General features: G+C 66.4%; 14 protein-coding genes and 1 pseudogene. 12 read left to right on the forward strand and 3 right to left on the reverse strand.

What is annotated here, in order from left to right; translation table 11 throughout:
• Nucleotides 1-3: 3 nt before the first annotated feature.
• Entirely contained in the window at nt 4-747 is a 744-nt protein-coding gene (locus tag V5F74_RS19635; protein ID WP_245279313.1) for a TrmB family transcriptional regulator, read from the reverse strand.
• Between the two features lie 334 nt (nt 748-1,081).
• Between V5F74_RS19635 and V5F74_RS19640 the strand changes: the two genes are divergently transcribed.
• From V5F74_RS19640 to V5F74_RS19665, 6 genes are all read left to right on the forward strand, one after another.
• A complete protein-coding gene (locus V5F74_RS19640) occupies nt 1,082-1,858 on the forward strand; it encodes an ABC transporter permease (protein WP_245279314.1) in 777 nt (258 codons plus the stop codon).
• Between the two features lie 10 nt (nt 1,859-1,868).
• Nucleotides 1,869-2,711, forward strand: coding sequence for an ABC transporter ATP-binding protein (locus V5F74_RS19645; RefSeq protein ID WP_029556543.1), 843 nt, complete (start codon nt 1,869-1,871; stop codon nt 2,709-2,711).
• 2 nt (nt 2,712-2,713) lie between these two features.
• Nucleotides 2,714-3,766 (forward strand): ABC transporter substrate-binding protein, encoded by a 1,053-nt coding sequence (locus V5F74_RS19650; protein ID WP_029556544.1) that lies wholly within the window; start codon nt 2,714-2,716, stop codon nt 3,764-3,766.
• 98 nt (nt 3,767-3,864) lie between these two features.
• On the forward strand, nt 3,865-4,551 hold the full coding sequence (locus tag V5F74_RS19655; RefSeq protein ID WP_029556545.1) for a flavin reductase family protein: 687 nt from the start codon (nt 3,865-3,867) through the stop codon (nt 4,549-4,551).
• Between the two features lie 5 nt (nt 4,552-4,556).
• Nucleotides 4,557-5,489 (forward strand): carbon-nitrogen hydrolase family protein, encoded by a 933-nt coding sequence (locus V5F74_RS19660; protein WP_394009753.1) that lies wholly within the window; start codon nt 4,557-4,559, stop codon nt 5,487-5,489.
• Between the two features lie 159 nt (nt 5,490-5,648).
• The gene (locus V5F74_RS19665) at nt 5,649-5,771 is read left to right on the forward strand and encodes a hypothetical protein (RefSeq protein ID WP_394009754.1); all 123 of its coding nucleotides are present in this window, start codon (nt 5,649-5,651) and stop codon (nt 5,769-5,771) included.
• Here the strand turns inward: V5F74_RS19665 and V5F74_RS19670 are convergent.
• Nucleotides 5,755-6,324 carry a TetR/AcrR family transcriptional regulator gene (locus tag V5F74_RS19670; protein ID WP_394009755.1) on the reverse strand — a complete coding sequence of 190 codons (570 nt, stop codon included), beginning with the start codon at nt 6,322-6,324 and terminating at the stop codon, nt 5,755-5,757. The two genes, V5F74_RS19665 and V5F74_RS19670, sit on opposite strands and share 17 nt — an antisense overlap.
• 265 nt (nt 6,325-6,589) lie before the next feature.
• Here V5F74_RS19670 and V5F74_RS19675 point away from each other — a divergent pair, with 265 nt between their 5' ends.
• The 6 genes and pseudogenes from V5F74_RS19675 (at nt 6,590) to V5F74_RS19700 (ending at nt 12,118) form a co-directional block, all read left to right on the forward strand.
• Nucleotides 6,590-7,411 carry a phytanoyl-CoA dioxygenase family protein gene (locus V5F74_RS19675; RefSeq protein ID WP_024278070.1) on the forward strand — a complete coding sequence of 274 codons (822 nt, stop codon included), beginning with the start codon at nt 6,590-6,592 and terminating at the stop codon, nt 7,409-7,411.
• A gap of 93 nt (nt 7,412-7,504) precedes the next feature.
• Nucleotides 7,505-8,668 carry an ABC transporter substrate-binding protein gene (locus V5F74_RS19680; protein ID WP_394009756.1) on the forward strand — a complete coding sequence of 388 codons (1,164 nt, stop codon included), beginning with the start codon at nt 7,505-7,507 and terminating at the stop codon, nt 8,666-8,668.
• Nucleotides 8,669-8,715: 47 nt separating this feature from the next.
• Nucleotides 8,716-9,624, forward strand: a pseudogene (locus V5F74_RS19685) (branched-chain amino acid ABC transporter permease); the annotation flags it as partial.
• Between the two features lie 165 nt (nt 9,625-9,789).
• Nucleotides 9,790-10,692 carry a branched-chain amino acid ABC transporter permease gene (locus tag V5F74_RS19690; protein ID WP_245279443.1) on the forward strand — a complete coding sequence of 301 codons (903 nt, stop codon included), beginning with the start codon at nt 9,790-9,792 and terminating at the stop codon, nt 10,690-10,692.
• Nucleotides 10,659-11,417, forward strand: coding sequence for an ABC transporter ATP-binding protein (locus V5F74_RS19695; protein ID WP_394009757.1), 759 nt, complete (start codon nt 10,659-10,661; stop codon nt 11,415-11,417). Before V5F74_RS19690 ends, V5F74_RS19695 begins: the two co-directional genes overlap by 34 nt.
• Complete coding sequence (locus V5F74_RS19700) at nt 11,417-12,118, forward strand: ABC transporter ATP-binding protein (protein ID WP_029556552.1); 702 nt, start codon at nt 11,417-11,419, stop codon at nt 12,116-12,118. The genes V5F74_RS19695 and V5F74_RS19700 overlap by 1 nt, the downstream gene beginning before the upstream one ends.
• 161 nt (nt 12,119-12,279) lie before the next feature.
• On the opposite strand, the gene V5F74_RS19705 is transcribed toward V5F74_RS19700, so the two are convergent.
• Nucleotides 12,280-13,020, reverse strand: a complete 741-nt coding sequence (locus tag V5F74_RS19705; protein WP_029556553.1) for a GntR family transcriptional regulator — start codon at nt 13,018-13,020, stop codon at nt 12,280-12,282.
• Between the last annotated feature and the right edge of the window lie 26 nt (nt 13,021-13,046).

Below are 13,046 nucleotides of genomic sequence, written 5' to 3' on the forward strand. Positions count from 1 at the left end.
GCCTCACGTCGGGATGCTGAGGCTCCACATGGCGTCGAACATCGACGCCTGGAACGCGGCGAACTCGGCGCTGTCGATGATCATGCCGTAGCTTTCGCGGGCGGACGAGATGAGCGCGACTTTGTTGCCATAGATGAAGCAGGTCATCGCCAGCTGGTGCGCGGGCGGCGCGTAGCGCAGTTCGCGCCGCTGCTCGTCGCTCGATGGCCAGATGGGGGCGATGTCGCGTTCCGCCGAGCGGATCACGTGCAGCCAGATGCCCCGCCGCGCGCGCTCGGTGAGGTAGCGCTCCATCTCGTCGAGCCCCGGCTCGGCCATCAACTCCTTCATGGAGAGGGTGGCCCGCAGCACCGTGTCGCCGCCGGACAGGGTGTCCCACAGCGTGGTGCGGATGCCCTCCGGGCCGGGATGGAAGCGCACGTTCGGCTTGCCGGTCTCGTGGTGATACATGGACCGCAGGACCGGCATGACGTCTTCCAGCATCTGCCGGCGCGCCTCGATGCGCTCCAGCAGCACGCCGGGGTCCTGGGCGACCACGAAGCGCCGCTTGCCCTGGTCGACGAACCGGATCAGCCCCTCTTCCTCCAGCTTCGCCAGCGCGTCGTGCGCCGTGGTGCGCGCCAGGCCCGCCTTCGCGGCGACCTCCGTGATGGAGGCGCCGCCGAGGCCGACTGCCGTCAGATAGAGCTTGTAGAGCGTCCCGGTGATGCCGATCCGGGCCAGCTTCTCTTCGATGTCCGCCGTCACTGTCACTTTCCCCCGATGGATGCACCATGTCCGATCTGGCTGGCGAGGTCTAGCATCGGTTTTAGCCGATAAAAATTGAACATCCGCGCTTAAAGAATGTGCGACTTGCTGCCTCTTTGATCGCATTCGTCAGCATTATTGCCCGATCAATCGCCATTTTTCCGGCATTGGCGAATTGACGGAATTGGCCGACATATCTTAGCCTCTGGTCATGGCTGATCGCACGGACGAGCCGCCGGCTGGCGGGCTGAAGGAGGATGTTCCGATGGGAGCGAACGCTGAAGCGGGCGCAATGACGGCGGTTCCCGACAGGTCGGTGCCGGCGGCGCGGAAGATGCCTTGGTCGCGGCTTCTCGCCGACAAGTCGGTCCGCGCCGGCCTCGGCCTCGCCGCCTTCTTCGCCTTCTGGCAGGCGGTGACGGGGCTTGGACTTGTGGATGGCTTCCTCCTGCCGTCGCCATTCGCCGTGGCGCAGGCCCTGTGGGACATGGCCGTGGATGGCTCCTTGTGGATCCATCTCGCCGCCAGCCTTCAGCGGGTCGCCGTCGGCTTCCTGCTCGCCTGTGTGGTCGGGCTGGCGCTCGGCCTCGTGTGCGGCTGGTGGCGCTCGGTATCGGATTTTGTGCGGCCGGTGGTGGAGGCCCTGCGGCCGATCCCGCCGCTGGCGTGGATCCCCATCACCATCCTCTGGTTCGGGCTCGGGGATGCGGCGTCCTACTTCCTCGTGTTCCTCGGCGCGGTCTTTCCCGCCTTCGTCGCCACCTACACCGCGGTGCGCGGCCTCGACCGCAACCAGATGAACGCGGCCCTGTGCCTCGGCGCCAAGCCCTGGCAGCTGTTCTGGGACGTGCTGATCCCCGCCTCGCTGCCGATCATCCTGCCGGGCCTTCGCATCGCCCTCGGCGTCGGCTGGATGTGCGTCGTGACGGCGGAGCTGATCGCCGCGCAGACGGGCCTCGGCTACCTGATCCAGCAGTCCCGGATGCTGTTCCAGATCAACAACGTGGTGGCCGGCATGGTCACCATCGGCCTCGTCGGCTTCGCCATGTCGGCCATCCTCGAGCGGATCGAGCGGCGGGTGAATGCCTGGGCGCCCTCCGAGCGCAATTGAGGAACGAGCCATGACCGCGAACGCCGCACTCATCTCTCCCGCCATCTCTTCCGGTCTCTCCTCCCAGTTCTCGCCCGAGGACGTGCAGATCGACATCCGCAATGTCGGGAAGGTCTACGGGTCAAAGACCGAGGAGCCCGTCGTCGCGCTCGATGGCGTGACGCTGCGCATCCGCCGCGGCGAGTTCATCTCGCTGCTGGGTCCATCGGGCTGCGGGAAGTCCACGCTGCTCGGCATCATTGCCGGCTTCCAGTCTGCCACCAGTGGGCAACTGCTCCAGGATGGCCGGCCGATCACCCGGCCCGGTCCCTCCCGTACGGTGGTGTTTCAGGACTACGCGCTGTTCGGCTGGATGACGGTGCAGCAGAACGTGGAGTTCGGGCTCAAGGCCAAGGGCATGGGCAGGGCTGAGCGGGCCGAGATTGCCCGCGCGCTCATCGCCATGGTCCGGCTCAATGGGTTCGAGGACAAGTTCCCGCACCAGATGTCCGGCGGCATGAAGCAGCGCGCCGCCATCGCCCGGGCGCTCGCGCCCGATCCCGACATCCTCCTGATGGACGAGCCGTTCGGCGCCCTCGATGCGCAGACCCGCGTGCTGCTGCAGGAGGAGATCGCCCGCATCTCCTCGGAAGCCGGCAAGACGGTGATCTTCGTCACCCACGGCATCGATGAGGCGGTGTTCCTCGCCGACCGCGTGGTGGTGATGAGCCCCCGTCCGGGGCGGGTGCGCGAGGAGGTTCTGGTGCCGCTGCCGCGCCCGCGCACGGCCGAGATGCGCTCCGATCCATGGTTCGTCTCCACGGTCAACGACCTGTGGGAAACGCTCAAGCCGGAATGGCAAAAAGGGGAATAATCATGACCTCAGGACTTTCACGCCGCCGTTTCGGCCAGCTGGCCGCAGGCTTCGCCGCCACCCTTCCTTTGGCTGCCCCCTCCATCCTGCGCGCGCAGGAAGGGGATGTGGTCCGCATGTGCTGGTTCAACACGACCACCGTGTCGGCCCAGATCGCCCACGTGCTGATGCGCACCGACATCCCCGCCCGCAACGGGCTGAAGATGGAGATGATCCAGCTCGCCGCCTCGCCGGCCATCACCGAGGCGTTGGTCTCCGGCGCGGGTGACGTGGGCACGCTCTCCGATTTCGCCGCCGTGACCACCATGGCCATCGGCGCGCCGGTGACGACCGTGTCCTCCCAGGCCCGCTTCCGCTCGGCGGTTCTGGCCACGAAGAAATCCGGCATCACCAAGATGGCGGACCTGAAGGGCAAGCAGGTCTACGGCACCTTCGGCATCACCGCTTTCCAGAATGCGCAGGACGCCGTGCTGAAGGCCGGCCTCGTGCCCGGCAAGGACATGACCTTCGTGAACGTCGGCCCGGCGGAACTGGCCGATGCCGTGGGCGCCCAGCGCATCGACGCGTTCTTCACCTATGACCCCTTCGTGAGCTTCTTCGAGAGCACGGGCAATGCCGTGGTCGTCTCGGAAAACCTGAGCCCGGTCATCGTGCTCGCCGCCAACAACCGCTTTGTCCAGAAGCCGGACGTGCTGCGCCGTCTGCTGCTCGCCAATGCGCAGGCGCTGTTCTTCGCCGCGCAAAACAATGATCTGGCGAACAGCTGGTTCCGCTCGCTGGAGCCGGCCAAGAACATTCCCGAGCCGGTGCTCCAGAAGGCGTCGAGCTACGATCCGGCGTGGAGCGCGAAGACCTTCACCGACATCAAGGTCGCCCTCTCTCCGGCCCAGATCGCGCAGATGGAAACCCTCGCCAAATGGGGCGTGGAAGCCAAGCTCCTGCCGCGCATGCCCGACGTGCCGAAGTTCATCAACACGGCCATCGCCGGCGAGGTGGACAAGGAGATCGCCACCGGCAGCTTCGATGTGAAGAGCGTGAAGATCCTTCGCGCCTGAGGCCGCCGTCCGTCACCATGGAGACGATGGCCCCGCCCCGCGCGAGGGCCGTCGTCCGCCAGCTGGCCGGAGCGCCTGACGCCGGCCGCAGGGACATCATGACCGATACCCAGACACAGGCCGCGGCGCCCCCGGATGGCCCCGCCACGCGCCATTTCGACTTCAGCCTCCTCTCCGCCGAGATGCGCTACCGGCTGCTGGCCTCCACCGTGCTGCCGCGACCCATCGCATGGGTCGTCACCATGAGCGCCGATGGCGTCGTGAACGCTGCGCCCTATTCCTTCTTCAACGTCTTCGGTGCGGACCGGCCGGTGGTGGCGCTCGGCATCCTCGCGCGGCCGGAGCCGGAGAAGGACACGGCCGCCAACATCCGCGCCACCGGGGAGTTCGTCGTCAACCTCGTCCCCCACGCCCTCGTCGAGGCCATGAACGCGACCTGCGTGGATGCACCGCCCGAGGTGGACGAGATCGCGCTGGCGGGCCTTTCGGCCGTCCCCAGCATCGGCGTGCGTCCGCCGCGCATCGCGCAATCCCCCGTCGCCCTCGAATGCCGGATGACCCATCTGCTGGAGACCGGCCCAGGCCAGCTTCTGGTCGTCGGCGAGGTGCTGCACGCCCATTATGCCGCCCATGTGCTGACCGGCGATCCAGCCCGTCCGCGGGTGGACGGCCTCGCCCTCGATCTCGTCGCCCGGATGCACGGCCCGACGGCCTACACGCGCACGCGCGACCTCTTCGATCTCGATCGCCCGCTGTGGAACGGCGCAGCACACAACAAGGAATGAGCGAAATGCCCAGCATCAAGGTGGCCGCTGTCCAGGCTGCAACCATCCCCTTCGACGGCCCGGCCGCCACCCAGCGTACCGTCGCCCTCATCGCCGAAGCCGCCGCCACGGGGGCGAAAATCGCGGTGTTCCCCGAGGCCTTCATCGGCGGCTACCCCAAGGGGCTCGACTTCGGCTGCAGCGTCGGCCGGCGGACGGCTGAGGGGCGGGCGGATTTCGTCCGCTACGTGCGCGGCGCCATCACGGTGCCGGGACCGGAAGTGGACCAGCTCGCCGCGGCCTGCGCGGAGCACGACATCCATGTGGTGGTCGGCGTCATCGAGCGCGATGGCGGAACGCTTCACTGCACGGTGCTCTATCTCGGCCCCGATGGCCTTCTCGGCAAGCATCGCAAGGTGATGCCGACGGGCTCGGAGCGTCTGGTGTGGGGCTTCGGCGACGGCTCGACCCTGACCGTGGTCGATACGCCCTACGGCAAGCTCGGCGGCGCCATCTGCTGGGAGCACTATATGCCGCTGCTGCGGGCCGCCTATTATGGCAAGGGTGTCGAGATCTGGGCCGCGCCCACCGCCGACGACCGGGAGACCTGGATCTCCACCATGCGGCATGTGGCGATGGAAGGCCGCTGCTTCGTCATCAGCGCCTGCCAGGTGATGCGCCGCTCGGACTTCCCCGAAGATTACGCCAGCCGCATCGACGCCGCCCCCGACGCCTGGATGATGCACGGCCGCTCGGTGATCGTCGGCCCACTGGGAGAAGTGCTGGCCGGTCCGCTGCTGGACGAGGAAGGCATCCTCACTGCCGATGTCGACCTCGACGACATCATCGGCGCCAAGCTGGATTTCGACCCCATCGGCCACTATGCGCGGCCGGATCTGTTCAGCCTCAATGTCGACGAAGCGCCACAGCTCCCCGTCATCGCCCGCGGCGAAGGCTAGGCACGTCGCTCAGCAAATTGCGCTCCCCGGCGCGCGGGTTCGCCAGCGATGCCGAGGACGGAGCAGGCCCCGTCGATCCGATAGAGCCACATGGGATATGTGGGTCTATCGGTCAGGCCGTCACTCGGCTCGCAGGAGAACGGTGCGGACTGCCTGACGGTGCAGCACATCATGCTTGAGGGCATCTCGACCATCCTCGTGGTGGTCCCCGTCTTCCTGCCTGTGATGCAGCAGCTCCACATCGATCCGAGCTTGAATTGGTCACTCATGCGCGTGCGCTGAGGACGTCCGCCGCAGCCGGCCGCAGGCCGTCGAAGACGTAGTCGGCGAGGTGCCCGGCCCATTCCGACGTCAATGGCGCGTGCGGGACGAGGATGCGGTACCAGATCGGCCCGTAGAGCGCATCGATCACCACGTCGAGATCGACATCGGCGCGCAGTTCGCCGTTGGCGATGCCGCGCAGGAGGGCCTTCTTCGCCTCTTCCCGGCGCGGCAGCACATAGCCGTCGAGGAGCGCGCGCAGCGCCTCCGGATCGCTCTGGCCCTGGGCCACCAGCGCGGAAATCGTACGTCCGACCTTCTGGCCGTAGACCTCTGCGACCCGCATCATCTGGCTTTTCACGTCGGCAACGGCCGAGGCCGTCACCGGGTAGCCGATCTTTTGGGCAGTCTCCGCGAGAAAGCCGGCGATCGCCAGAGCCCCCCGATTTGGCCACCAGCGGTAGATGGACGAGCGCGCCGTACCCGACCGGGTTGCAACGGCATCGATCGTAAACCCCGAAAGTCCTTGCTCTTCGAGCAGCTCGTTCGCTGCCTTGAGGATTGCGATCTTCACTTCGTCACCTTGCGGGCGACCGCGGCGGCGAACGGTTTTATTGCTCGTGCTCAAATTTTGACGCCCATCATCGATATTTTGCCCAGATTATCGCCGGCCCTTCAACTTGACAATCAACCGGGCTGATTAAAACTACACACTGTCGCTTTTATCCGGATTCAGAGAGCGAAGCCCATGGTGCGCGTCGGCCGGCGCCGCCTTCCTGTGAAGCCCCGAAAACCGCCTGCACATGCGCAGGCATACGCAAACACAGCGAGGAAGCGCAATGACTGGCGTGCTCAGCCCCGAACAGGTCGCGCATTTCAATTCCGAGGGATACCTTTGTCCGGTCCGGGCCATCAGCGCGGAAGAGGCACGCCTCTATCGCAATAAAGTCGAAGATTTCGAGGCCCAGTCGGGCGAGGAGGTCAACAAGCGCCTCAAGATCAAGGCGCATCTCGCCTTCCCATGGCTCGTGGAGCTGGCGCGGCACCCGCGCATTGTGTCGGCCGTCCAGGCCATCCTCGGGCCGGACGTGCTGCTCTTCGGCTCGTCCGCCTTCGCCAAGAATGCGCGTGATCCGCGCTTCGTCTCCTGGCATCAGGACTCCGCTTATTACGGGCTGAACCCGCACCAGGAAGTCACCGTCTGGCTCGCTCTGTCGCGCGCCAGCACCGAGAGCGGCTGCATGAAGGTTATCCCGAAGAGCCACCTCGGGCCTGATCTGGTGCATGAGGAGACGTTCGATGCCGACAATCTGCTCGCCCGCGGCCAGAAGGTGACGGTGGACGAGAGCCTCGCCGTCGACATGCCGCTCGAGCCGGGCGAGTTCTCCATGCACCACGAGCGCACGGTGCATGGATCGCCCGCCAACATGTCCGACGACCGGCGCATCGGCATCGCCTTCTTCTACATGCCGGCCCATTGCCGCTCGATGCTGGGGCGCCGTTCCGCCCTGCTCATCGCCGGCGAAGATCGCCACGGCCACTGGGACCAGGACCCCGAGCCGCGGTTCGATCTCGACCCTGAAAGCCTCGCCTTCATGGAGGAGGTCTGGGCGAGCTATCGCGACGACGCAACGACCGTTCAGGCCGCGCGCCTCGCCTGATTTTTTCCTCCGGCCCGGCTCATGCCGCGGCCGGAGTCTCAGCCATCTGGAAGCCGCGTCCGTCTGCCCCCTTTGAAACCGAGAGCGCATTCCATGAAAGCCAGCATCCTTTTCAGCACAGCCCTGTCCCTTCTCTGCGCCGCCCCCGCTTTGGCCGATCCGGTGAAGGTGGGCGTCATCTTGCCCCAGACCGGCGTCGGCGCGGTGCTCGCCAAGCAGATGCAGGCAGCCATTGAACTTGCCGTCGCCCACGAGGGCGGCAAGCTCGGTGGCCAGCAGGTGGAGTTTTTCTGGAGCGACAGCCAGGGCAAGGCGGACGTGGCCAAGCAACTGGCCGACGAGATGGTGAAGTCGAAGCGCGTGGACTTCCTCGTCGGTCCGGTCTTTTCCTCGGAGATGATGGCAGTGCACGGCGGCCTCGCCCGCACCGATGCCTTCGTGATCTCGCCCATTTCGGGACCGGCGCCCATCGCCGGCAAGTCCTGCTCGGCGAACTTCTTCAACGTGTCGTCCCAGAACGACCAGCAGGCCGAGGCGCTCGGCGCCTATCTCGAGAAGCTCGGCGTCAAGCGCGTCTATGTCATGACGGTCAACAACCAGGCCGGCAAGGACATGGTCTCCGGCTTCAAGCGCAACTTCAAGGGCGACCTCGTGGGCGAGGTCTACACGCGCTTCGGACAGGTGGACTTCGCCGCCGAACTGAGCGCGCTGCGCACCGCCGCGCCGGAAGCGACCTTCATCTTCTATCCCGGCGACATGGGCGTGCAGTACGTCAAGCAATACGCCCAGGCGGGCCTTGCGAAGTCGACCCCGCTCTACACCGTGTGGACCGTGGACCAGGCGACATTGCCTGCGGTGGGCGACGATGCCATCGGCGTGCGCTCGGGCAATGTCTGGAGCGTCGATCTGCCGAATGCCGCGAACGCCCGCTTCGTCTCCGATTTCAAGCAGAAGAACGGAGTCCTGCCCAACGACTACGCCGCCCATGCCTACGATTCCATTCTGCTCGTCTCCAGCGCGGTCAAGGCGGTGGGCGGTGACATGAGCCGGAAGGACGACATCCGCAAAGCGCTGCAGAAGGCCGATTTCGCCTCGAACCGTGGCAAGTTCGCCTTCAACACCAACCACTTCCCCATCGAGGACTACTATGTTCGCGAGGTGGTGAAGGGCGAGGACGGCACCCTTGTCACCAAGACCGTCGAGAAGGTGATGACCGACGCCAAGGACGCCTATTACCAGGAATGCCCGCTGAAGTGATCGCGGATGATCTTGAAGAGAACTCCTGACACAGCGGGAAGGCGGCCATGCAACTCTTGTTCGTCGAGCAACTCCTGAACGGAGTTCAGCTCGGGGTGATCCTGTTCCTGATGGCGGCGGGGCTCACGCTCACCTTCGGCATCATGAATCTGGTGAACCTTGCGCACGGCTCCCTGTTCATGCTCGGCGCCTATCTGGGCGTCACCTTCGCGTTGGTCACGGGCTCGTTCGTGGCGGGCTTCGTCGCGGCGGGCCTTGCCACCTTCGTCATTGGCCTCGTGCTGGAGCGGCTGGTGATCCGGCATCTTTATGCGCGCAGCCATCTCGACCAGGTGATGTGCACGGTGGGCCTCGTTTATGTGCTCAACGAGGCGACGCGGATGGTGTTCGGGCCGGAGCCGCTGCACGCGCCCATCCCGGCCTTTCTTGCCGGATCGGTGGAGCTCATTCCCGGCGCGCCCTATCCCGCCTACCGGCTGGCGATGATCGGCGCCGGCCTTGCCATCGCAGGACTGCTCTATGTCCTCATCGGCCGGACGCGGATGGGCATGCTCATCCGCGCCGGCGCCAGCAACCGGGTGATGACGAGCGTGCTGGGCGTCAATATCGGCGCCATCTATGCCGTGGTGTTCGGCATCGGCGCGGCGCTGGCCGGCTTCGCGGGCTATATCGCGGCGCCCATCCTCACCGTCTATCCGGGCATGGGCGACAACGTGCTCATCCTGGCGCTGGTGGTGCTGGTGGTGGGCGGCATGGGATCGGTGAAGGGGGCCTTCGTGGCGGCCCTGCTGGTGGGCGTCATCGACACCATCGGCCGGGCCTATCTGAAGGATCTCATGGCGCTGGTCCTCTCGCCGGTGGCCGCCAACACGGTGGCGCCGGCTCTGGCTTCCATGCTCATCTACATCCTGATGGCGGTGATCCTGTTCTTCCGCCCGCAGGGTCTCATCCCGGCCGCCGGCCTGCGCCGGCCCGAGGCGCCCCCGGAAGCGTCCGAACACGGCCCCTCCCGCCCCGGCGTGCTCGCCCGCTGGCGCGTGCCGGCCATCGGGCTCCTCTGCGGCGCCTTCCTTTTGCTCCCGCTGGTGGCCGGGATCGCCGACCAGCCGTTCTGGGTGGACATGGGGCTGCGCGTCATCATCTTCGCCATCGCCGCCCTGAGCCTCGATCTGATCCTCGGCCAGACCGGGCTCGTCAGCTTCGGCCACGCGCTCTATCTCGGCATCGGCGCCTACGTGGTGGGCATCCTGGCGGATGCCGGGGTGGAGAGCGGCTTCGTGCAGTGGCCGCTGGCCATGGGCCTCTCCGCGCTGCTGGCCGCGGCGCTGTCGGTGGTGGCGCTGCGCACCTCCGGCACCTTCTTCATCATGATCACCCTCGCCTTCGCGCAGATGATGTTCTACGGCGCCTCCAGCCTCTACGACTATGGCGGCGACGACGGGATGCACCTCGCTGTCCGCAGCACCTTCGGCGGACTGGTCGACCTCTATGATTCCCGGCAGTTTTACTATTTGGCCCTCGCTCTTCTGGTGGTGCTCGCCGGCCTCAACATGCGCCTCGCGCGGGCGCGCTTCGGCACGGTGCTGAAGGGTATCCGCATCAATGAGCGGCGCATGGAGGCGGCAGGCTTTCCCACCTTCCGCTACAAGCTCGCGGCCTGCGTGCTCTCGGCGGCGGTGTGCGGGCTGGCGGGGGCGATGCTCGCCAATGCGGCGGAGTTCGTCGGTCCGCAATACATGGACTGGACCCGCTCGGCCGAGCTGATGATCATGGTCGTGGCCGGCGGACTTGCGACGCCCTTCGGTGCCATCATCGGTGCGCTCGCCTATCTCGGCATCGAGAAATATCTCTCCGATCTCACCATCCACTGGCGGCTCGGCTTCGGCGCGCTGCTCATCCTCCTCGTCTTCCTCGGCCGGGGCGGGCTCAGCGCCCTGTTCGCGCCGGGTCCGGCAGGGCAGCCTGCGCCTGTTCTCAAGGGATCATTCCGATGGGCAAGACCCTTCTTCAGACCGCGGGCGTGACCCGCAGGTTCGGCGGGCTCAATGCGGTCGATGCGGTGGATTTCGACCTCGCCGCCGGCGAGCTGGTGGCGGTGATCGGGCCCAACGGGGCTGGCAAGACCACCTTCGTCAATCTCCTCTCCGGAGCGCTCCGCCCCGATGCCGGCGCGGTGTTGTTCGAGGGGCGGGACATCTCCCGCCTGACGATGGATGCGCGCGCCCGGCTCGGGATCGCCCGCTCCTTCCAGATCGCCAGCATCTTTCCCGAGCTGAGCGTCGTCGAGAACGTGGCGCTTGCCGCCCAGGCCCACGCCGGCCACAGCTTCCATTTCTGGCGGGAGGTGGCGGACGAAGCGCCGCTGCGCCGCAAGGCGCAGGCGCAACTCGCCGGCCTCGGTCTGTCCGAGTGCGCCGAGCGGCCGGCGTCCCAGCTCTCCCACGGCGAGAAGCGGCTCCTGGAGATCGCCATGGCCCTCGTCGTCGAGCCGCGGGTGCTGCTGCTGGACGAGCCCATGGCCGGGCTCGGCATTGCCGAGGCGCGCCGCATGATCGACTTCATCGCCGGGCTGAAGGGGCGGTTCAGCATTCTCCTGGTCGAGCACGACATGGAGGCGGTCTTCAGCCTCGCCGACCGGGTCTTCGTGCTGGCCTCCGGCGCGCGGGTGGCGGACGGGCCGCCGGAAGTGGTGCGTACCGATCCGCGCGTGCAACTCGCCTATCTCGGCGGCGAAGGGGAGGATCTGTGATGCTGGAACTGCGGCAGGTGGGAGCGGCCTATGGCTCAAGCCGGGTGCTGTTCGGCGTCGACCTGGCCATCGCCGAGGGCGAGGTGGTGACGCTGCTGGGCCGCAACGGCATGGGCAAGACCACGACGGTGAACGCCATCATGGGCCTCGTCTCCCTCACCCAGGGCGACATCAGCTTCCGCGGCATCCGCATTTCCGGATTGCCGGCCTACAAGGTCGCGCGCAACGGTCTCGCACTGGTGCCGGAGGGCCGGCAGGTGTTCCCCAACCTCACAGTGGAGGAAAACCTCGTCGCCACGGCGGCGAACCGCGGCCGGGCACCATCCCCGTGGACGCTGGAGGCGGTCTATGGCCTGTTCCCGGCGCTCGCCACCCTCGCCCGCCGCAGTGCCGGCCTGCTCTCCGGCGGCGAGCAGCAGATGCTCTCCATCGGCCGCGCACTGATGACCAATCCCCGCCTGCTCATTCTCGACGAGGCGACGGAAGGCCTCGCTCCCCGCATCCGCCGCGAGATCTGGGATGCGCTGGTGCGCATCCGCGAGCGCGGCCAGTCGGTGCTGGTGATCGACAAGAACATCGACATGCTGTGCCGCTTCGCCGACCGGCACCACATCCTGGAGAAGGGACGCATCGTGTGGAGCGGCAGCTCGCAGGAGCTGATGGCCGACGAGGCCCTGCGCATGCGCTTCCTCAGCGCCTGATGGTGGTGAGGTGGCCTGTTAAAACTGAAACCGCACCCGATTGAAGCCGCTACGCGCAATTGGACCAAACAGCTGCCGCGGTAATTGCCCGCATCACAGGCGCGCAGTTGTTTTCCTTGTGGCATCCGGCATTGGCTTGGCTCACCAGGAATGCCGCGCCGTCAAGAGCCATTGGGCTGCTGCTGAACCACATAGTCGATCTGAAAGTCATTCCGGTAGAAGGACTCTCCCGTGATCAGCGGCCGCCGATCGGCACTGAAAAGGACGTAGTCGCGGATCAGCAAGGCGCTGCCACGCTTCACGTTCAGTTTCTCCGCGATCTGCGGCTTGGCGAGATCCGCACGTATCTTGCCTTCCACCCGGTGCACCCGCAGGCCGAAGTCTTCGTCCAGGATGCGATGGATCGACTTGGTACGCAGCATGTCCAGCGTCATGCGCCGGCCCAGTTCATCGGGAATGATGCGGCATTCCAAGCTCATGCGCCGCCCGCCCACGAGGCGCAGCCGGTCCAGCGCATAGACCTTGGCCTTGGCGGAGAGATGCAGCGTCTCGACCTCCCCCTCCGTTGCGGCACGATGGGAAAAGCCGATCATCTCGTAATCGATGCTGGCGCCCTTGGCGGAGAGCTGCTCCTCGAAGGATCGGACCCGCGTGAGATCGATGGGCGCGCTGATCGGGCGCGCGGCGACGAACGTGCCACTGCCCGGCCGGCGCACGATGACGCCCTCAAATACCAATTGCTGGAACGCCCGCGCCACGGTGGCGCGCGTGGTGTCGAAGCGCGCGGCCAGTTCGGGTTCGGACGGTGTGCGATCGCCTTCCGCCAACCGGCCGGACTCGATTTCCTCGCGGAGGAAGCGCTGAATCCGCACGTAGAGCGGAATGAAATCGGCTTGAGACAAAAATGCCCCCCGAAAAGCTGCATAGC

The sequence above is a fragment of the Xanthobacter aminoxidans genome (assembly GCF_043193615.1).
Taxonomy (GTDB): Bacteria; Pseudomonadota; Alphaproteobacteria; order Rhizobiales; family Xanthobacteraceae; genus Xanthobacter; species Xanthobacter aminoxidans.